This window comes from Pseudoalteromonas sp. S3260, assembly GCF_005886925.1.
Classification (GTDB): Bacteria; Pseudomonadota; Gammaproteobacteria; order Enterobacterales; family Alteromonadaceae; genus Pseudoalteromonas; species Pseudoalteromonas tetraodonis.
Genome location: NZ_PNCV01000072.1, coordinates 42,714 through 65,112 on the forward strand (window position 1 = coordinate 42,714; position 22,399 = coordinate 65,112).

The 22,399-nt window shown below is 41.2% G+C and carries 14 protein-coding genes; 3 read left to right on the top strand and 11 right to left on the bottom strand.

What is annotated here, in order from left to right; translation table 11 throughout:
- Position 1: 1 nt before the first annotated feature.
- The 3 genes from CWC14_RS12420 to CWC14_RS12430 all read right to left on the bottom strand — a co-directional run bounded on the left by CWC14_RS12420 (position 2) and on the right by CWC14_RS12430 (position 3,979).
- A complete protein-coding gene (locus CWC14_RS12420; protein ID WP_069440145.1) occupies positions 2–1,840 on the bottom strand; it encodes a DUF294 nucleotidyltransferase-like domain-containing protein in 1,839 nt (612 codons plus the stop codon).
- Positions 1,841–1,980: 140 nt separating this feature from the next.
- Positions 1,981–3,705: a sodium:solute symporter family protein gene (locus CWC14_RS12425; RefSeq protein WP_036981444.1), complete on the bottom strand. Its 1,725-nt coding sequence runs from the start codon at positions 3,703–3,705 to the stop codon at positions 1,981–1,983.
- A 10-nt stretch (positions 3,706–3,715) separates the two neighbouring features.
- Complete coding sequence (locus tag CWC14_RS12430; protein ID WP_138563144.1) at positions 3,716–3,979, bottom strand: DUF4212 domain-containing protein; 264 nt, start codon at positions 3,977–3,979, stop codon at positions 3,716–3,718.
- Positions 3,980–4,440: 461 nt separating this feature from the next.
- Between CWC14_RS12430 and CWC14_RS12435 the strand changes: the two genes are divergently transcribed.
- Positions 4,441–7,881: a PAS domain-containing hybrid sensor histidine kinase/response regulator gene (locus CWC14_RS12435; RefSeq protein ID WP_138563145.1), complete on the top strand. Its 3,441-nt coding sequence runs from the start codon at positions 4,441–4,443 to the stop codon at positions 7,879–7,881.
- Positions 7,882–7,930: 49 nt separating this feature from the next.
- Here the strand turns inward: CWC14_RS12435 and CWC14_RS12440 are convergent, their stop codons facing one another.
- The 3 genes from CWC14_RS12440 to CWC14_RS12450 all read right to left on the bottom strand — a co-directional run bounded on the left by CWC14_RS12440 (position 7,931) and on the right by CWC14_RS12450 (position 12,161).
- Complete coding sequence (locus CWC14_RS12440) at positions 7,931–10,537, bottom strand: DUF2339 domain-containing protein (RefSeq protein ID WP_138563146.1); 2,607 nt, start codon at positions 10,535–10,537, stop codon at positions 7,931–7,933.
- Between the two features lie 75 nt (positions 10,538–10,612).
- Positions 10,613–11,512, bottom strand: coding sequence for a GGDEF domain-containing protein (locus CWC14_RS12445; protein WP_138563156.1), 900 nt, complete (start codon positions 11,510–11,512; stop codon positions 10,613–10,615).
- A gap of 64 nt (positions 11,513–11,576) precedes the next feature.
- Positions 11,577–12,161: a YqaA family protein gene (locus tag CWC14_RS12450; RefSeq protein ID WP_138563147.1), complete on the bottom strand. Its 585-nt coding sequence runs from the start codon at positions 12,159–12,161 to the stop codon at positions 11,577–11,579.
- A 146-nt stretch (positions 12,162–12,307) separates the two neighbouring features.
- On the opposite strand from CWC14_RS12450, the gene CWC14_RS12455 reads away from it, so the two are divergent.
- Positions 12,308–13,540, top strand: a complete 1,233-nt coding sequence (locus CWC14_RS12455) for a TMEM143 family protein (protein WP_138563148.1) — start codon at positions 12,308–12,310, stop codon at positions 13,538–13,540.
- 63 nt (positions 13,541–13,603) lie between these two features.
- On the opposite strand, the gene CWC14_RS12460 is transcribed toward CWC14_RS12455, so the two are convergent.
- The 5 genes from CWC14_RS12460 to CWC14_RS12480 form a co-directional block, all read right to left on the bottom strand.
- Entirely contained in the window at positions 13,604–16,741 is a 3,138-nt protein-coding gene (locus tag CWC14_RS12460) for an efflux RND transporter permease subunit (protein ID WP_138563149.1), read from the bottom strand.
- Between the two features lie 8 nt (positions 16,742–16,749).
- The gene (locus CWC14_RS12465) at positions 16,750–17,979 is read right to left on the bottom strand and encodes an efflux RND transporter periplasmic adaptor subunit (RefSeq protein ID WP_138563150.1); all 1,230 of its coding nucleotides are present in this window, start codon (positions 17,977–17,979) and stop codon (positions 16,750–16,752) included.
- Entirely contained in the window at positions 17,976–19,229 is a 1,254-nt protein-coding gene (locus CWC14_RS12470) for a TolC family protein (protein WP_138563151.1), read from the bottom strand. Before CWC14_RS12470 ends, CWC14_RS12465 begins: the two co-directional genes overlap by 4 nt.
- Before the next feature lie 172 nt (positions 19,230–19,401).
- Positions 19,402–19,728, bottom strand: coding sequence for a hypothetical protein (locus CWC14_RS12475; protein ID WP_138563152.1), 327 nt, complete (start codon positions 19,726–19,728; stop codon positions 19,402–19,404).
- 189 nt (positions 19,729–19,917) lie between these two features.
- Positions 19,918–21,063, bottom strand: a complete 1,146-nt coding sequence (locus CWC14_RS12480) for an iron-containing alcohol dehydrogenase (RefSeq protein WP_138563153.1) — start codon at positions 21,061–21,063, stop codon at positions 19,918–19,920.
- A gap of 183 nt (positions 21,064–21,246) precedes the next feature.
- Between CWC14_RS12480 and CWC14_RS12485 the strand changes: the two genes are divergently transcribed.
- The gene (locus tag CWC14_RS12485) at positions 21,247–22,125 is read left to right on the top strand and encodes an AraC family transcriptional regulator (protein ID WP_138563154.1); all 879 of its coding nucleotides are present in this window, start codon (positions 21,247–21,249) and stop codon (positions 22,123–22,125) included.
- Positions 22,126–22,399: the final 274 nt, after the last annotated feature.

Below are 22,399 nucleotides of genomic sequence, written 5' to 3' on the forward strand. Positions count from 1 at the left end.
GTTACAAACTCCCACGCGAAAATTTAAACGCCGCGCCTTGCTGCGCTTGTTTTACTAGGTAAAACGCTTCTTTAAGCTGATGACGCTCTAACGAATTGAGCTTATCTGGGTTTATACAATTGCTGGGTAACCCCTCTTCGTTTATTTGTGTGCGCAGCCGAAGCTGAGTTAAAAATCGCCAACAATCTTTTAAATTATAAATATCTTCTTTGCTTAACAATGAATACTTTAATAAGGCGTCTAATCGCTCTTGGGTGTTAGCACGACGGATGCCTACTTTTAATGCATACAACCTTGCCAGATCGTTAATGATCACCACCCCGCGCTTTTTAAGATCGATGTACTTGTGGTGTTGCTCTGTTTTTTCGGTTTTAAAGTTATTGAATAAACCAATCGGCGCGCTGTTGGTATTCACATCGCTGGCCATTGCCGCATAAAAAAGATCGTTGCGAGAAATATGAGTTAACTCTTCACAAAACTGGCTATAAAGCGTGGTTGATCCTTCAATAAAACGCAGATCAAAAAATATTTTACAGTTGAGCATTGCCTGAGGTGTGGGGCTGGTGATCCACTTTAAAAACTTCGCCCGCCAATCACTGACACTCATTCGACACGCATCACTGCTGGCCATAATGTTACCAGGGCAACGACGAATACCGCATTCAACTAAGTTTTCACATACAAATTCACCCATTTGTTTAAAGTACGCGTGCTGCTCATCGTTTAGACCATCGGGTAATAACAAGCCATTATCTTGATCAGAATGCAGTGTTTGCTCTTCGCGCGCTTGAGAGCCAAAACAAATAAAGCTAAAGCTCGTAGGTGCAACACCATGTTGTTGTTGAAATAAAAATATTAGCCGCGAGGTTAGCGCATCAGTTAAACCGCTGAGTAACTTTCCGATCAGTGAAATATCATCAATATTATTAGAAAACCCCTTTAATAACTCAGGAATTTCTTTAGCGTAACGCTTTAAATCAGCGACATTATGCGCTTTATAAATACGGCCAATGAGCTGGACAGGGTCGCTTTTTTGTTGGCGTAGTAAGTCTGTACTAGTGATCATACCTAGCGGTTTATGATTTTCATCAAGCACAGGTAAATGATGAATATTATGCTTAAGCATTAAGTGTAGCGCTGAAAACACACGATTATTTTCAAATATAAACTTAGGCTTATTGGTCATAATACTATTGATAGCTTGCGCGGGGTCCACCTCATCAGCAAGCACTCGATTACGTAAATCACGGTCAGTAACCACCCCAACAAGGTGCGAGTTTTCGGTGATCATTATTGAAGAAACCCCATGCTCTTGCATTTTTTTAGCACTATGACGGATGCTGGCATCGGGGGGCAGCGTTATCGCTTTGCGAGTCATGATCTCTGATATTTTACGCTCAGACCAGCTGTCGTTGTTGCTCTTATAATGCGATGACAGCAATCGATTAGCATGAGCACGGACAAAATATTGCTCAAAGGCTTTATATTCTCGGCGTAAATAATCAAAATGCGTTTGGTCGAGCATATACACTATGCCCTCTTTTTGTACTTCTAAGCTATTTTGTATTGCATCTCCCGTTAATAAAGAGGGGTAACCAAAGTAATCACCTTGAGTTAAACGCGTTACCGTATCGCCTTTGGCATCGACTAAATCGTATAACCCAGAGCGGATTAAAAATAACTTAGGCTGTTCACTGTTAAGCCATTGCGTTTGGTTTTCTCGGGTCAAATAAATACTATCCAGATGGTTTACAAAATAACTGCAGGCGCTGTCTTGTAACATTGAAAATGGCGCTTGCTTGTTAATAAACTGCGCGACTTCCTGTTGCTCATTACTCATAAATCATCCTCAATAAAAAAGCGACTTAACCTGAAATATGGTTATCTAATATAGCGATTATTTAATGTAGTCATTATTTAAACAAATAAAAAGCCCGACTTAAGTCGGGCTTTGATGCGTTATATCATTAGCTATATGGATTAGTGAGCATGCGCTTCACTAGACCCTTTAGGATTACGAATGCCTTCCACCATTTCTTGGATTTCAATTGGTGTTGGTTGAGTCATTTTCATTACAACTGCAGCTACTGCAAAGTTAATGATCATACCTACTAAACCAATCCCTTCAGGTGAAATACCTAAGAACCAATTTTCTGGGCTATTAAGCTCTGGGCTCACAAACTTGAAATAGATGATGTATGCAGCAGTAAAGGTGATACCCGTTACCATGCCTGCAATTGCACCATGTTTATTCATTGATTTAGAGAAAATACCCATAATAATTGCAGGGAAGAAGCTCGCTGCCGCTAAGCCGAAGGCAAAGGCAACAACCGAGGCCACAAATCCTGGCGGGTTAATCCCAAAGTAGGCGGATATTACAATAGCAATCATCGCTGCTAACCTCGCTGCAAGTAATTCTTGCTTGTCGGTTATATCCGGTTTGAGTGTCCGTTTTAGCAAATCGTGCGATACTGAGGTTGAAATAACCAATAGTAAGCCCGCTGTAGTCGATAGTGCCGCGGCAATACCACCAGCAGCAACGAGTGCAATAACCCATGCTGGTAAGTCGGCAATTTCAGGGTTCGCTAGTACCATAATATCGCGGTCAACGTTTACTTCGTTCGCGCTATTAGGGTCAGTGATTTTACCTGATGTGTAAAACATTTTGCCGTCACCATTTTTATCATTAAAGGTAATTAGGCCTGTACGTTCCCAGTTTTTAATCCAAGCTGGTGCATCTGCATACGCTGTGCCGCTACCGTCTTTACCATTAATGGTGTCAATCATGTTTACACGGGCAAACGAAGCTACTGCGGGTGCTGTTGTGTAAACAATAGCAATAAATACCAGTGTCCACGCCGCTGAAATACGTGTGTCCTTTACGCGAGGTACAGTGAAAAAGCGAACAATTACATGTGGTAAACCAGCAGTACCGACCATAAGAGCACCTGTGATTGCAAATACATCAATCATGCTCTTCGAGCCTTCAGTGTATTGACCAAAGCCCAACTCAGCACTTAAACCATCTAATTTATCCAATACATACATGCCTGAACCATCACTTAGCGTGGCACCAAACCCTGTTTGTGGGAAAAAGTGACCGGTTGCCATCATCGAGATGAAAATAGCCGGTACCAAATAAGCAAATACCAGTACACAGTACTGCGCAACTTGCGTGTAAGTAATGCCTTTCATGCCACCAAGTACAGCATAAAAGAAAACAATAATCATGCCGATGTAAACGCCGGTTTCAATTTCAACTTCTAAGAAACGAGAGAACACCACACCCACACCACGCATTTGACCCGCAATGTAAGTAAAACAAATAAAGATGGCACATAAAATAGCCACTAAACGCGCAGTACGTGAGTAGTAACGATCCCCGATAAAGTCTGGTACAGTAAACTTGCCGAATTTACGTAAGTAAGGCGCTAAACACATGGCCAGTAGTACATAACCACCCGTCCACCCCATTAAGTAAACACTACCGTCATAGCCAGCAAACGAAATAATACCTGCCATTGAAATAAATGACGCAGCACTCATCCAATCCGCAGCAGTTGCCATACCATTGGCTAGTGGAGGTACACCACCACCGGCAACATAGAATTCATTTGTTGACCCTGCACGAGCCCAGATTGCAATGCCGATATAAAGCGCAAAGCTTAAACCGACGATTATAAAAGTGAGTATTTGAACATCCATTGCTGAGCTCCTATTCGTCTACGCCATATTTTTTATCTAACGTATTCATTTTGAAAACGTACACAAAAATCAAAGCTACAAAGGTATAAATCGCGCCTTGCTGGGCGAACCAGAAGCCAAGTTTAAACCCAAAAAAACGTACTTCATTTAGTACATCTACAAGTAATATGCCAAAGCCAAAAGAGACCAAAAACCATACCGCTAATAACTTAAACAGTAATGAAATGTTTTCTGCCCAATAAGCTTTTGCTTGTTCTTCATTTTTAAAAGCCATTTTTATTTTCCCCTTTAAACATCGCAAGATTACGATAGGTGGTTTTTTATATTCGTTAATCAATTTAGCAACGCTACTCAAATATTGAATTGCGACAATGGTCGTAACAATGTGTTAACGTTTCTGCAAACTGTAGGCGTTTAATTAGTAAACAATAAGTGAACTACTTTAATTTCAGTAAGTTAATTAATTTTTTTGCGAGATGTTTACGCCAATTTTTGAGTAAAGCGTGGGAATAAGACATTAGTCTAACCAAACAACCAATTTAAAATAAAACATTAAAAATCAAATGGTTATTTTATTTATAGATAATATAAATAAAATATATACCCCTAACTTAATCCCCAGCCAGGTATTGTAAATAATCAAACGGCCTCAAATGCCAACTGACGCTCGCATCTTGAAATAGTTTGGGTATAGTTATGGCAAATTATAAAAATATTCTACAAGGTTAAATAAACATGACGGCTGTACTACTCATTGTTGCCTTTGGCTACATAGGCGTGCTGTTTTGGCTGGCTAATTGGGGGGATAAAACCACGCCACTTGCCAAGCGTATTAGTCATCACCCGTTTGTGTATTCATTTGCACTAGGTATTTATTGCACTTCATGGACTTACTACGGCTCAGTAGGCACAGCAGCGACCAGTAGCTGGAGTTTTTTACCTATATTGTTAGGCCCCGCTTTATTGTTTTTTTTCGGTCAAGGCTTTTTACGTAAACTGGTACTGGTGAGTAAAAAACAAAATATCACCACTATTGCCGACTTTATTTCAGCCCGCTATGGTAAGCGTCAAACCACCGCCATTATGGTAACAATAATCGCCTTATTGGCCACCATTCCGTACATTGCATTGCAATTAAAAGCACTCAGCTCTAGCTTTTTACTCCTACAAAACAGCAATCAGATATCAGGGGATATTTTGGCGCTATCGGCCACGTTAATGATGGCGTTATTTGCTATATTTTTTGGTACGCGCAAAGTTGATGTAACCGAGTATCGCTCAGGTTTAATGCTCGCTGTAGCGTTTGAATCTTTAGTTAAACTGTTTGCCTTAGCCGCCGTTGCTGGGCTTGCGATATACAGCTTATTTAATTTACCTACAGAGAGCTCTAGCCAAGTCGCCGAGTCTATTTGGCTGTATTGGACACACTTTGACTTTTTTAGTTTTAATTTTATCGGCCAGTCACTTATGGCAGCAGCGGCTATTATTTGTTTGCCACGCCAATTTCATGTAACCGTGGTCGATAACCAAGATAAGCGCCATTTATTCACTGCGCGTTGGGCCTTTCCGCTGTATTTGCTATTAACAGCAGCAATGATTTTACCTATTGCCACCGCTGCGATTCACCCCGAAATAGGCCGCAGCTTATCACCAGACAGCTTTGTACTGGCACTGCCTATGTTGCACGATAATGCTTTTTTAACTACGTTTGTGTTTATTGGAGGGCTTTCAGCAGCTACAGCCATGATTGTTGTAGCCACATTAACGTTAAGTACCATGATCTCAAATGATGTGGTACTGCCGTTAATGTTACGTCGTAAATTTAAACGTAACTTAATTACCAGCAGCTATAAGTCTCGTATTTTACTGGTGCGTCGATTTACCATTGCTGGGGTGCTTATTTTAGCTTACTTCTATCAGCAATGGTTTGGTAATGGCAGTGCACTGGCTAGTATGGGATTGGTTGCTTTTTCATTGGTATCGCAACTATTGCCTGCCATTGTGGGTGGCTTATATTGGCGAAAAGGCCATGCTTATGGTGTTTATGCCGGGCTACTCGCTGGGGTTATTTGTTGGGTATTGTTTTTAATGTTGCCTATTTTAGATGCCCCCAACCCTCTAGACAGTGAGTTACAACAAACCCTAATAACGCGCGGTACACTTATCGCGTTGTTCGCCAATATTGGCTGTTACATTAGTTTTTCGCTAGGGGCTGAAGAGCGCTTAATCGACAAAATTCAAGCGGCTGCTTTTGTTAATCCAAAAGATCAGGCTATTTTATCGCGCCGATTAAATAAAAATGTAAAAGCCACGGTATACGACTTCAAAATATTGCTACAGACCTTTTTAGGCATTCAACGTAGCCAGCAAGTATTATCACACTATGCGCTTCATCACGACTTAAACGACAACAATGCTCACCCTCGCGCTGACTTTATTGCTTACTGCGAACGTGCACTTACTGGGGTATTAGGTGCCTCGTCGGCGCAAGCGCTTATTCATACCGTATCGTCGGGCAAACGCATGGCGTTTGAAGAGGTGGTAAACTTTTTTGATGAAACCACACAAGCACTGCAGTTTAATCAAAACTTATTGTTTACCTCGTTAGAGAACTTAAGCCATGGCCTATCCGTTGTAGATAAAGACCTTAACCTCGTGGCTTGGAATAAGCGCTACAGTGAAATGTTTAACTACCCCGAGGGCTTTTTACAAGTTGGCCAACCTATTGAGGAAATAATCCGGTATAACGCAGAGCGCGGTGAATGTGGCCCAGGTGAAATTGACCGTCATGTTGATAAGCGAGTTCAGCATTTAAAAAATGGTAGTTCACATCACTTTATTCGCCACCGTCGAAACGGCCAAGTGTATGAAATGATCGGTAACCCACTTCCTGATGGCGGATTTGTAACCAGTTTTTCTGATATTACTACTCACATTAGTACTCAAAATGCACTAGAAGAAATTAATATGGACTTAGAAAACCGTATTGAAGCGCGCACCCAAGAAGTACAAATGATTAATAGTAATCTACAAGCTCAAATAGATAGCCGCGTACAAACAGAGCAAGCACTTACTTTAGCCAAGCGCGAGGCAGAACAAGCTAATGATAGTAAAACTCGCTTTTTAGCATTGGCCAGTCACGATATTTTACAGCCATTAAATGCTGCACGTTTATACCTTGCCGCGATTGATGAAACACAACTAGACACCACGAATAAAAATAATTTTAATAAGCTTGGCGACAGTTTAGATTCAACTGTGCATTTAATGTCGGCCTTACTCGAAATTGCAAAATTAGAACAAGGCGCAATGACCCCAAGCCCACGTCACTTTTGTATTGACGATATTTTAGACCCTCTCAAAAGTGAATATGCCATTTTATCAAGCGATAAAGGACTGTCATTTACAGTGCGCTCAAATAAGCAAATAGTGCATAGTGACATTACCTACTTGCGCCGAATACTACAAAACTTGCTGTCTAATGCGATTAAATACACCGAAAATGGCCAAGTGCTAATTGCCTGCAGAAATCGTAAACACAGTTTACGCATAGAAGTATGGGATACAGGCCCAGGCATTAGCGATATTGAACAGGCAAAAATATTTAACGACTTTTACCGAATTGAAGCGGGCGACAATAAAGGCGTAGGCCTTGGTCTAGGGGTAGTTAAACGTATGGCTGATTTACTGAGCCTGCCGATTGATGTGGTTTCTTTACCTAATAAAGGCAGTCGATTTAGTATAGAAGTGCCTTATGGTGATGCGCAATTAGTGCAACAAAAACAAACAAATCAAAATATCGTAGACAACCGCGCTGCGATTAATATTATTGCCGTTGACGACGATCCTGAAAACTTAGCCGCGATGGCCAGCTTATTGAAAAAATGGCGGGCAAATTACACCTTATTCGACAAAGTTGATGCTGTGTTAGCGTATGCTAAAGCGCATGCAGCGCCCGATGTTATTTTAATGGATTATCAATTAGGTAATGATTGGGATGGCATTACTTTAATTAAAACACTGCGAGAGACTTGGCAAAGCGACATTCCGGCAATTTTAATTACCGCGGTGCGTGACACCGAGCTAAAACAAACAACCAAAGCTGAAAATATTCATTACCTAAGCAAACCAGTAAAACCAGGTAAACTTAAGGCCCTGCTTAATCATAGTACTTAACCACCAATAAACGCTTAAGCCCAGTAAAATACTGGGCTTAAAGCTATGCTTAATTGCTATAATTACGCTTTCTTAGTTTTTGGAACAACCAACTAAGCCCGACTAACGAAAGCCCTAAGCCAATAAACGATAATGCCTTTAAAAGCCCAGTTAAATTAGCCATATCAATTAAAAATACTTTAACAATTACTGCACCAAGAACCCCCAAACCAACATTTTGTAATAATCGCAGCTGTTTTAAATGTCCGGCGATCACCACCAATGCGCCAAGTAATAACCAAATAACCGAATAGCTATATAGCTCGGCGTCACTGGTTGCCTTATCAAGGTAAATAAAGCCGCCTTGCCAATATTGGCGGATCAAGGTGTTGATAGCTAACAGGGCTAATAAACCAGACACACCGAGTGTAATTTGACTCAATTTAGCATTTAACGATTTAACTAAACTCGCTAACCATAACGCCAGCAGGCTCGGGACGAACCAGATTAAAAGCAGCCAGTTAAATATTGGCGTTTCACCAACATAAAGACGCATTAATAACGGATTATCATCCAACGTTGTATTGATTAATAATAAGCCAGCTAACGCTGATAAAATCAAACCTGCAGTGCGGTATAACTTACCCAGCTGCCCTGCACTTTGCGCGCGATATAAATAAACGCAGCCTAAAGCAAGCAAGTTACAGCTGAGCAAAACTTGCTCATAAAAACTTAAAGAAAACAGCTGAGGGTAGTGCCCTACCAGTTGATAACTGGTTTCGGTTGTCACAAATAACGCTAAACAATGCAGTGCTGCTCCTTCAAGCCATATTTTTAGTTTTGAAGTATTAAAACATTTAGCCGCTGCAAAAAATAACCCTATACACAGCGGGTAAACAACTAAGCTCCAATGCAAACCAAATATGCTTAGCTCATCATAACTAGGCGTCCACGGCGATAAGGTAAGACGTAAAAGTAATGCTGCCACAAGGGCTTTTATTGGCCAGTATGGCATAGCCACATTGTATTTTTTTATTAATAAGCTCAGCAGTAATACTTGAACAGCCAGTGCAATGGTAAGGCCGCTATCACTCAGTAACATTGTAATTGCTAAGGTGATATTGGCGTTTGCCCCCACCCAATAACTAAAACGCTGCCATAAAGTTGTATTATTTTGCGTAAATTTAATTAACACCGCACTCATTAAACATAGCAATACCGCCCAGAGTGGATAAGCGGTTACTAAAGCCGTATTTGGGATCAGCGCATACAAAGTGCCAACTAATGCAAACATGCTTAATGAAGCAAGCAAATGAAAAGCTAATCGTTTTGGGTATTTATTACCAAAATAGAGTCCATAGCCACTTAACCCAAGAGCAAGTAATAAGCCTAGCCCATATTCGTTTTTAAAAATGAATAACGCGTCATCAAAGGCATAAGTTTGTTTAGCGCTGACCACTAGTAACAGCGCAACCAATAAAGAGACCCCTTGCCATGCATCCCAACGGCTATTTTTTAACACTAAAAATAGTAACAAAGCGATGCTTAATAACGCCACGATTTGCCATTGTAAATTAAACACACTCAACAGCATGGCAATCATTAAAGGAGCAATAAAGGCCAGTAACAAACCGTGGTCTGGAAATAAATTAACTAACCGTTTAAAGCTGTGCGGGCGTACTTCAAGGGTGTTAAAGCCCAAACCTAAGCGTGCAATAACGATTAATCCTAAAATACTTAACAAAGCAAAAGCGCCTATTAACCACACTGTGTCGTAGTTAAATAAAGTGAGTCCAACCAAGTACCAGCCAATATGCCCTACCCACAGTAAATACCACAACCACACTCGCTGTACTTTATGTGCCACAACTGCTGCGGCAACACTCACAAGGGCAACATAAATAAGCAAAGAAAATAACTGCCCACTGCCCGTATTTACCCAAACAGGGACACTGTATGCGCCTATAATGCCTATTACAGCAAGTAAAGGACCTAGCTTTATTGCCATTGCACTAGCACACACAGCAATAACTGCTAAGCCAATAAATGCCCACTCAGCACTTAGCATGCTAAAGCTGTTATAGGCCAAAAACATTAAGGCAAAACAAGTCATAAAGCCGCCACTGGCAAGGGCTGCAGGAATGTAATTATTAAAGCCTTCAAAAACGATACGTTTATAATGTAAATAATACGCTGCTGCGATTAAGCCAATGCCAAATAATCCACCGGCACTGAGCCTCATTGCAGGTGAAAGTAGCCCAGCCTCTAAACTGTATTTTGCTAAAAATACGCCACCTAAAGCCAAAGCAATAGCACCAATCCAGGTCATCCAATTTTGCTCGAAGCCGGCACCTAACTGCTTAAAGAGCAGTTCAATACTCGATGGTTTTTTAGTTATCGTTTTACGAGGTGGTGGAGGTTTAATGCTGGTTGGCTTATAAACAGCGGCTGGAATATCTGAGCTGTGTAGAGGTTTTACATTATCTATTTGAGGATCAGCGGGAGATTTTTCATTTATTGCTGCATTTGCGTTTAACTCAAACTGAAATAGTTTTAGTTTTAATGCGGCAACCTCTTGTTTAAGGGAGTTCAATTGCACTAAGGCTACTAACCCACATATGGCCCCTGCAACAATAACAATAGATATAATAATTGCTAATCCGATTAACTCATCCATACAATTCCTTTTTATCTTGCAACAAGAGCTCCCAAAAATAGCACAAGCGAAGTCTATTTCATAAAATTACGATGTTTAAGCAAACTCAAGGCGATCACGGCCTGCTTTTTTAGCGCGGTATAATGCTTGATCAGCACGTTTCATTACATTATCAAAGGTCTGGTCGCTTGTACGATGTGCAATACCGATACTGACCGTTAAAGAACGCTGATTTTGTACTGTAATAGTGCGAGCAGTCTCTAGGATAGTCTGCGAGAAGTTAAGTACTTCATCAAGCTCATAACTAGGCAGGTAAGCGGCGAACTCCTCACCGCCTATGCGAGCAAAAATATTTTCATTTTTAAAGAGGTAGTTCACTTTATCAGCAAACTGTTTAAGCACCTTATCGCCCACATCGTGGCCATAATCATCATTAATACGTTTAAAGTGGTCGAGATCTATAATTAAAACAGTGTAAGGATTATTAACAACCCCCTTCACATGCTGATAAAAGCAGCGACGGTTATACACTTTGGTTAAATCATCTATGATAAATTCTTGCGCCAAGCGGGTATGCATTCGCTGCATAAAGTGCATGGTTTTAAATAAACCATAAGCGGTAATTAGCATACCTAATGTGCGACATAAGTCTTCTACGTAATTACTTATCCAAAAAGGCTGACGTATCACTTCATCGAGCACATCGGCAGTAGAGCCTACAATCCATAGCATTAAACCGATACTGACATATAAATACGCTTTTTTAGCTAACCGTGAACATTGCACTACAAAAAAAATAGCAAAAATCACCACTAAATTAATAAAATCAGTGGTAAAGCCATAGAGGTTTTGGGTTATGTCTAATGGGGGAAAGTACATCAACGAAAAAATTGAGAAAGCAATAATAAACGCCAGCGTCATCAAAATTAACAGCTTATTTAATCTGGTAATTTTAACAAAATGGCTTAACTTTAAACTCACTTTTTCCGGATTCAGCATGGGCTGTATTTAAATTTATTATTGTTACTAAAAACTATACCATAAACTTAAACTGCTTTATTTATATTTGCGTACTAATTATCCAGCCAATAGCAATTAAAATAGTTAATCCAATCATAGTTTTAGTTTTATGTTTACTGATAAGTCGCTCAGCTTGATTGCCTGCATAATATACCACTAACGCTAACCCAAAATAGCGTATAGAGCGGGCAATCGCAGATGCCACTAAAAACAGTGCCAGCGAATACTTAGTTGCACCAGCGGCTAGCATCGCAATTTGAAACGGAATAGGCACGATACCTAGGCTTAATACAAACCAAAACCCTTGTGACTGCATTTTCTGTTTTACGTTTTCAAACTGCTCAGGGCTTGAGAATGTGTTGATAACCCAATCGCCAATCACATCAAATAAGTAATAACCTAAAGCGTAGCCAAATAGCGCCCCCACAATACAGCCTAGTGTTGCCATAAGAGCAATTTGCCACAGTTTTTCGCGCCTTGCCTGCATTAAGGGCACCAAAACAGCTTCGAGTGGAATGGGCACTATGGTGGATTCTAAAAATGAGGCAATAGTAATTCCACCGAGCATATTTTTAGACTCAATAAACTGACGTGTTTTTTGCTTGAGCTTTTTTTGTACTGCCATAAACGTCCTGTTAGCAATGAGGTAAGTGATTAAATCATCTCATAATAAGGTTAATGCTGCCTGAAGAAATACAACCAACATAGTAATCAGCAAAAGAGTGCTTTATTATCTTTACATGACATTATACTTTTAAAAATTATCACTGTATGCAAACTGCTCGCTACATTCCATTTAGAAAACACGACATCATTACAATGTGCGTCAAAGAGCTTGCTAAAGACCAACAAACTTCTTTTAAGCAGCTTTGTGAACTTTTAGCTAGCTTAATTCACTTTCAGTACCATGGCACACTTGAGTCATTAAAAAATAATTACGCGCCTTTTGATCCAAATAGCGATACTCGTTTGATAAACAGCGTGACTGATGAACAAAAAGCCCAGTGCCAACGCGATTTTGCTAAAGATTTCGCCAACGTATTAAACGCGGCTAATTTTGAAGTGATCACCCATCAAGACCTACAAGATGCACTCAACGAAGAATCGCTTTTTAAAGTTCGCCTTGAGGTAGAGTTTGAGGATTTTGAAGAAGTGGTTTTTTATCGCAGAGGCGAGTCGCAACTCACCGAAACCATAACCAGCTTTTGGGGCTTACGTAAAAAGCCACTGCACTTTACCAACTACGACCGCGTAGCGGTATTTATTCGCTTTAAAGATAAAGCCTATTTTGAATCAAAAAATAAACTACCTATGGGGTTTGAGCCCAGCTCAACCATAGTAAAACTATTTCAAAATGTGCCAAAAGCTGACTTAGAAATGCTATTCCCTAATAGCGAAGTACGGATGCGTCCTATTGATAAAGTGATTATTGGCTCGTCAGCACTTATTGGCGGTGCGGTGGTGTTAGTTACCAAACTGGGCGCCTCATTACTTTTATTGTTTGCTTTGTTTGCATTTTGGGGAGGGTTTAGAGATGAAGCCGTTACCATGACTCAGCAGCACTTTATTACATTAGCCATTGGTATTGGGGTATTTGGTAGTTTTGTATTTAAAGAGTGGAGTAAATTTAAAAACCGTAAAATTAAATTTATGAAAGCGCTGAGCGATAATCTCTACTTTAAAAACCTAGATAACAACGCCGGTGTTTTTCATACACTAATAGACGCCGCCGAAGAAGAAGACATAAAAGAAGCCCTACTGGCCTACACGTTTTTACTAAAATCTAAAAATGGCTTAAGTGCTCACGCACTTGATGAGCAGATAGAGACGTGGTTTAAAAGCAAGTACCAATGCGAGCTAGATTTTGAAATTAGCGACGCGCTTGAAAAGCTTGAACGTATGCATTTAGTAACTTGCACAAACACCCTATATAACGCGGTAAATCTAGAGCGCGCAAAAGCCATATTAGATGAGCGCTGGGATAGCCTATTTCAATATAACTAAGCAACTCCTTACTTAACAAAAAAGCAGCTGACACTTCAGCTGCTTTTTACGTTATTACCTAATTTAGGCTGTTTGCTGCTTTTTAAATTTTGCATGCACTAATTTATAAAGTGCTGGTAAAATTAACAATGTGAGCAAAGTGGATGACATAATTCCACCTACCACCACGGTTGCCAAAGGCCGTTGTATTTCAGCGCCGGTACCGGTATTTAGCGCCATAGGTATAAAGCCTAAACTAGCCACAAGCGCGGTCATTAGCACTGGGCGTAATCGCTGTAGTGCCCCGCTATGTATTGCATAATATAAGCTTAACCCCTCATTTCGTAATTGCTTAATGAACGACAACATCACTACACCGTTTAATACCGCAACTCCACTTAGCGCAATAAACCCCACACCCGCTGAAATAGAAAGCGGCATATCTCGTAGCAATAATGCCAATACCCCACCGGTCAGTGCCAGTGGTACACCACTGAATATAATAAGTGAATCACGCAGCGATCCAAAAGCACTATAAAGTAAGCCAAAAATAAGCAATAAAGTCACAGGCACTACCAACGACAAACGCTTACTCGCCGATTGTAATTGCTCAAACGTACCGCCGTATTCAAGCCAATAACCGCTAGGTAAGTTAAGTTTTGCATTCATACTCGCTTGGGCATCGCTTACAAAGCTGGCTAAATCGCGTCCTGTTACATTCGCTGTTACTACCACATTGCGCTTGCCGCTTTCGCGATTTATTTGATTAGGGCCTTTTTCAATACTGATTGTAGCCACTTCTCCAAGCGGTACAAATGCAAGCTCAGGGTTACTACTTTGAGGTAATGCAATAGGTAAACGCGCAAGCACAGAGACATCATCAGACCAACGCTTATCTAAGCGTACTAATAACGAAAAGCGCTTATCACCCTCATAAATTAGCCCTGTTTGCCCCCCACCAACAGCAGCGGCAAGAGTTTGTTGAATGTCGTTTACAGTCAATCCTAGTAGCGCCATATGGTCTCGCATTGGGGTAACAGAAAGTGTAGGCAAGCCCTCCATTTGCTCTAAACGTACATCAGTAGCACCGGTAATATTTCGCATTAAACCAGTGGCTTTTTCGCCAAACTGTTTAAGTGTGGCTAAATCGTCACCGTAAATACGCAGCGCTACATCGGCACGCACACCGGCAATTAACTCGTTAAAGCGCATTTCTATAGGCTGGGTAAATTCATAGTTATTACCCGGTACCTCATTCACACGATGACGAATTTGCTGCACTAACGCGTCTTTACTTAGTGACGGATCTGGCCATTGCTCACGCGGCTTTAACATTAAAAAAGTGTCGGCAACATTAGGTGGCATAGGATCGCTGGCTACATCCGCGGTGCCAATCTTTGAAAATACGTTTGCAATTTCAGGTTGCTCTAATAAAGCCTGCTCCAACTGCTTTTGCATTTGTACCGATTGTTCAATACCGGTGCCAGTAATACGCAACGCATGCATTGCAATGTCACCTTCATCTAGCTGCGGTAAGAATTCGGCGCCCATATTTTTAACTTTAAAGCCAAGCACTAATACCAAAACAGTGGCAATACTCACCATCAGCCACGGTAATTTAAGCGATAAGCTAAGCAGTGGCTTGTAGATTTTTTTAACGCCACGCATTACTGCGTTTTCGCTTTCATCTACTTTACCACGCACAAATACGGCAATAGCCGCTGGCACAAAGGTGACAGCAAAAATAAGTGCACCTATTAACGCGGCAACCACGGTAAACGCCATAGGCTGAAACATTTTGCCCTCAACACCACTGAGCGCAAATAGCGGTAAATACACCAACATAATAATTAAAATACCAAATACTGCGGGGCTAAACACTTCTTTGGTGGCTGAAGTTACAACCTCTAAACGCTCACTGAGCGTAAGTAAGCGACCATGTTTATGTTGAGCCATCCCTAATTGACGAAGGCAGTTTTCAACCACAATCACCGCGCCATCAACAATTAATCCAAAATCGATTGCACCTAAGCTCATTAAGTTACCCGAGACTCGATTGCCCACCATGCCTGTAATAGCAAATAGCATACTCAGCGGAATAACCATGGCGGTAATAAGCGCACCAGTGATATTCCCAAGCAATAACAATAAAATGACGATGACCAATACCGCCCCTTCAAACAGGTTTTTTTGTACTGTGGCGATGGTTTTATCAACCAGATTGGTGCGGTCATAAACAGGCTCAATAATAACCCCTGCAGGTAAACTTTTTTGTACTTGTATAAGCTTATCAGCCATGGCTTTAGCAACCACACGGCTATTTTCACCAATTAGCATCATCGCCGTGCCTAATACGGTTTCCTCGCCATTATAGGTAGCCGCGCCGGTTCTAAGTTCTTTTCCTAAATACACATTTGCCACGTCTTTAATTCGCACGGGAGCATCATCACGCTTGGCGATAACGGTGTTTGCTATATCTGCTAACGTTTTTAGTTGCCCAGGGGAGCGCACTAAATATTGGCCGTCAAAGCGCTCTATATAACCGGCGCCGCGGTTGCTGTTATTAAGCTCAAGTGCACTAATAACATCGTTGATTGTTAGCTTATAAGCGATGAGCTTTTCTGGTATGGGCGCAACTTGGTACTGGCGCTCAAAGCCACCTTGGCTATTTATTTCGGTTACGCCTTTTACTTTTAAAAGCTGCGGACGAATAACCCAGTCTTGTAAAGTACGTAAATCTTCGGCGCTGTAAGGCATACCATCACTTTTTAACGCATCGGGTTTTGCATGCACGCTATAGGTAAATATTTCACCTAAACCACTGGCAATAGGTCCAAGGTTTGGCTCAACATTATTAGGTAAATCGGCGCGAATACTTTGAATACGCTCACCAATTTGTTGACGCGCCCAATAAATATCGGTGCCTTCATCAAAAATAATGGTTACTTGAGAAAGCCCATAGCGAGAAAGCGAACGTGTGTAATCAAGCTTAGGAATACCCGCCATCGCTGTTTCGACTAAGTAAGTAATACGCTGCTCAACTTCAAGCGGCGTAAAACCAGGCGCTTTAGAGTTAATTTGCACTTGTACATTGGTAATATCGGGTACAGCATCTACCGCTAAGTTTTGGATGTTATACACACCAAACCCAGCAAATAAAAATGTTAGTGCCAATACCATCATGCGGCGTTTAACCGCAAAAGAAACAATCCAGTTAATCATGGTACCTCCTAGTGAGCGTGACTTGCGCCGCTTTTTAAAATATCGGCTTTGATCACATAGCTATTGGTTGTGACGTACTCGCTACCAGGGCTTAAACCCGCAATGACTTCGACCCACTCGCTACTTTTTGCGCCTAAAGTAACAGGGCGTACTTCAAATACACTATTTTTACGCACAAACACACTCGTCATACCATTAAACTCTTGAATAGCCTCAGGCTTTACACGCACGCGGGCATTAACTTTATCGATACTGACATCAGTATTAACATGCATACCTGGACGCCAATGACCATCAGGGTTATTAAGCTCAATACGGGCACGTGCAATGTGCCCGCCAGTCATCATAGGTGCTATAAAAAACACCTTACCTTGGGCATTTAAATGATGATGTAAATCGTAAACGATAGCGCTTTGACCAATGGCTAGGTTTTCAATATTTTCAGGAAAGGCTGAGAGCTCAACCCATACTTTATCAAGGTTCACGACTTGCATTAGCGCACGAGCACTTGCCAGTTCGCCACGCTTTAAATATTGTTCGGTTACCACACCGCTAATAGGGCTTTTAATGCTGTAGTTTTGCAAAGTTTCGCGATTGGTGACGCTGGCCAGTACATCGCCTTTTTTAACGTTTTGACCAATACTGACAAAAATATCGCTGATCAATCCGGTATATGGCGCCATAATTTCTACTGTGCCATGCTGTGTCGGTGCAATAACACCAAACAGCGTGTCAGAAATATCAACTTCGCCACTTTGTGCTATCTCTGTTTTAATGCCCGCACCTTTAATTGCTCGCTCGCTAATCACAGTGCGGCCTTCGTGCTGAGAGTACTCAAAGCTAACGCGCTCACCTTTATAATTGGCAGTAATCAAAAGCTCAAATGAATGTGGTTCATTTATCGATTGCGTGCTAACAAGGTAGCCATTCTCACGGGTAAATTGTATTTTTTGTGGCGCTTCTACTAATCGTTTTAAGTTCATTTCTATACTTAAATCGTTTATATCTACCGGCTGTTTTTGCTCATAACCATATACGCGCAGCTCAACTTTACCTGCCAATTCTTGCAGCTTTAACTCAAGAGTGAGCTTTTCGTTGGTTAATAAAAAGCCGCCATGGGCACCTTGTTTTTGGGTTTGCTCTGTTTGGTCATGTTCTGCTGAGGCAAATACATGTGTGCTTGTTAAGCTAGCTACAAACGAGAGAAATACTAATAATGCGATAAAAGTGTTGTTCATGATTGAAAAGTCTCAGTTAAAGATTGGCCAGTTAAACGCTCAAGTGCGAGATGGGTCTGATATAACGCTGCATATGTGTTAATCAACGCGCGTTTAGAGTCAAAAAGAGCTTGTTGAGCATCGAGCAATTGCAACACCGAAATTTGTCCGCGTTGATAGCTTTTTAAACTTTGCTCAATGAGTGTTTGGGCTTGGGGAATAACTTGCCCAGATAACAACTGTGCCTGTAATGTCTTACCTTGGTAATAGGCATACAAAGTACGAACTTGCTGACGTAATTGAACCCGTAACAGTCCTTGCTGCTCACGTAACAATGCTAACTGACTGTTAGCTGCTTCAATATTACCGCTATTTGAGTTACTCAATTGCAATGGCATTGAAAACGAAAACAGCAACGAACTGGTATTGTTTTGCTGGTTGTAGCTCACGCCTGCACCTATATTAATGTCACTTTCCCCATTGGCTTTTTGCAGCGTTAAGTTAGCCGCTTGCTGTAAGTATTGCTGCTGTAACATAGCAAAATCAGGGGCTTGGTTAACCGCATCAAGTAACCCTTGCTCAGACCTAAGCGGCATTAATGTATTAATATTTCCCGCTAAATTCGTGTAATCATGTTGCTCACTCCACAGCTCATTGAGCGATAAACGTGCTCGCTCAAATTCACTATTTAGCCTAGCTTTATCAAGCTCAACTTGGCTAAGCGCATAACGCATACGGGTTACATCCGCTTGCGATACAGCGCCGGCATCAGCTCGTTGCGTTATTGCTTTAAGTGCTTGGCTCACCACGTGTTGTCGTTCGCTGTTAAGCGTAAGTAAGGTTTGAAATTTAAGCGCCTCGTAATATCGCTCACCAGTGGTTGCTAATAAAGCTAACCGAGTATTTTGATATTGTATTGCTTGGGCTTTAATGTTCGCCGTTGCGTAATTTATGCGGCTTTGGCGTTTATCTCCAAGCTCTATAAGCTGGCTAAATGCCAAGGTTATTTCAGCGTCTTGCACACCACGTGCATCGTTTGTCCCCAGCAGATTTTCAGCTTCTATATTTAAGATAGGGTTAGGCGAAAGTGCAGCTTGAGATTTAAGCGCGCTGAGTATTTTTTGATGATAAGGGTAGCGTTTTAATAGCGGATTTTGTTGCTCGGTATTTATCAACGCTTGTTTTAGAGTTAGTGTTTTAACATTTGCAAACGCACTAAAAGCAGGCAGCGTGCACAGCATCACCACCAACATAATTGATTTTTTATTCATATAGCTTGTCCGTTTTTAATAAACAGAGTTCACTTGCAAACCATTCACAACCTACGCATAAGATAGCGACAGTGTAAATTGCTCAGCAATCTAAACATGCCTATAACGGCCCATAAAACACTTATGTGTAGGCAGCTAAAAGCACAGTAATTAATTGAAATTAAATTAAGAACTAGCTAAATGAATTCGGTGGCGGTACGTCTGGTGGATAATTTAAACTATGGTAATACACAAGTACTGAGGGTTTACTTTGTTGAGGAATAATAACGTGACTAAGTGTGCTGTAATAGCCACAGTGACAATGTTGGTGTGCATGAATCTCAACCGGTGGCTGATTATCGCTTTGTCCATGGTCATTATCAGCGGTTATAGTGTTTTGTGATAATGCGTTACTTACATGCTCAACGTCTTCTTGTAAATGGTATGCAGCGCCATCACAACTTATAAAGCTGTGCACAAGCACGAGTAACATGACCATTAACAAACGATTTGAGCGCATAATTTAGCTATCTTCTCAGCCTAAAATTGACTTAAATAAACCTAACCAATTAAAGCCACATAGTATATTAGCGGCAAACGACAATAAAGGGCTTTTTATCAATTAATGGCGCCAATTGCGTTTACTGAGGTTAACTATAAAACAAAAAACCACCGACTTTAATAGCCAGTGGTTTTTTAAAATTAACGCTTAAGCAACCGCATGTTCTAAAATTTCACGGCTTTCTTTTAGCGTAATCGCTTGGTTTTCACCAAGGGCAACCATGCCATGCGCTTCAAGCTTGCCAATAATATTATCAATGGCAGCCGCTTTATCATCACCATGTTCAGTTAGCTGTGTTGCAACCTCAAGGCTGTGGTAAAACGCTTCAATCGCTTGAATTGTTTGCTCTGCTAAATCATCTGTTTGCTCAAGGCCAAATACGTTTTTACCCATTTGCTCTAGTTTCGCTTTTTTAACTGCAAATTGATTGCGCAATAAAGAAGGCTGAACAATAGCAAGCGAACGCGCATGGTCAACACCATAGGCAGCAGTAAGCTCATGGCCAATCATGTGGGTTGCCCAATCTTGCGATACGCCAGAACCAATTAAGCCATTAAGTGCTTGGTTAGCTGCCCACATAAGGTTTGCACGCCATGCATCGTCTTGGTTTTCAAAGTTATCGCCCAGTGTTTTGAGCGTTTTTAACAGTGCCTCTGCGTATCCTTCTTGTACCAATGCGCCTTCAGGGAACGTAAGGTATTGCTCACAAGTATGCACCCACGCATCAACTAAGCCATTTACAAGCTGGCGCTGTGGTAATGTTTTCATTACATCAGGATCCATAATCGCAAATTTAGGCAGTACTTCTGGTGAAGCAAACGGCAATTTTTGCTTAGTCGCTTCTTTGCTTACCACTGAGTTTTGGTTAGATTCAGAACCTGTAGCTGGTAGCGTTAATACGGCACCAATTGGTAATGCGCTGGTAATTGAATGCTTACCAGTAGGAATGTCCCAACCCTCGCCGTCGTATACTGCAGAAGCCGCAATGTATTTAACGCCGTCTATTACAGAGCCGCCGCCGACACCTAATACAAAGTCGATATCTTGTTCTTTACAAATTTTAACCGCTTGGTCAAGTACTTCAATTGTTGGGTTAGCACCCACACCCGAGAATTCGACCCAATCAAAACCTTCAAGTGCAGCAGCAACTTGGTTATACACGCCGTTCTTTTTAATTGAGCCGCCGCCATAAACAACCAATACTTTTTGATCTTTTGCGATCAAGTCGCTAAGTGCGGCAATTTGCTGTTGGCCAAATTGGATGAGAGTGGGATTTACGTAGCTAAATTTCATTATTTTGCTCCTAGGTGACGGTTAATTTCATAATGCTTTACTTAGTTACATATCAAGTAAAGCTTTGATGGATGCATATTAGTAGCAAAGTTAATATATAAAAAGCCCAATAACTGCCTAAAGCTTGCCTAAAACTACCAGCACTGTTATTTTACGCAAAATATTTTAATTACAGATACTTTTATGCCCATCATAGCCAAAATGTTGCAACAATACGCCGAGCACAATAATTTACTAAGCTTTGAGGGCACCATGGAAACAATTATTCCTGGGGTGTATTTTCATCGCGCTACCAAAAGTTCACCGCGCCAGCCGCTTATTTATAATTCAGGCATAATCGTGGTTGGCCAAGGCCATAAAATAATTCATTTCCCTGAGCATCAAATTCAGTATGGTGCAGGCGATTATTTAGTACTAGGAGTGCCAGTACCACTAGAATGTGAAGCGTTTACTGATAATGATTTGCCGGTAATGGGTATTGCAGTTGATATAAACCCAGCCATGCTGCACAAATTGGTTAGCCAAATGATGCAACATAAGCCTATTTCACCACCGTTAACGCAAAGCGGAGCGGTACAAAGTGCCGCTTTAGATATGGCCATGGAGCAAGTCACTCACCGACTGTTAACAGTGTTAAACAATCCGCTTGAGGCTGAGGTATTTGGTGGCGATATAGTTAAGGAATTAGTATTTAGAGTACTGTGTGGCCCTCAAGGGCATACCTTAATTGGGCTTGCAATGCACGATGGCCATTACGCGCGCATAGCGCGTACTTTATCAACATTACATAGCAATTACGCAAGCCCTATTACCGTAGAGCACTTAGCTGAAGAAGTGAATATGAGTGTGTCATCTTTTCACCGTGCTTTTAAACAAGTTACGTTTGAATCCCCTTTGCAGTATTTAAAAAAAGTACGCTTAGCTAAAGCAAAAGAATTAATAACCACCTCTGGCAGTAAAGCTAACGAGGCCGCATTTAAAGTAGGTTACACCAGTGCGTCACAATTTAGTCGTGAGTTTAAACGCCACTTCAATAAAACCCCCAGTGAAATACATGTGTGATTAAAAATAACCCATTCTTGCGCTAAGTCATTATTTAAATACTTTATTACTAGTAAAGTCTACCGGCTTTGTTAAGGTCTGTTGACCTTTGCGGATTAAAATTTGCTCAAACTAGGGGCGGTTTAATCACGGCGCGAGGTTTGTAACCTAGTGGGCTAAGTAAAAACCGAGCAAAGCTTCCGCGTCCTGCTCACGCCCCTTACCTACATCCATGTAGGCAACAAAGAGTAAATCGCCCCTAGGCAGAACCCTTCGGGCAGCGCCTGTTTGGCAT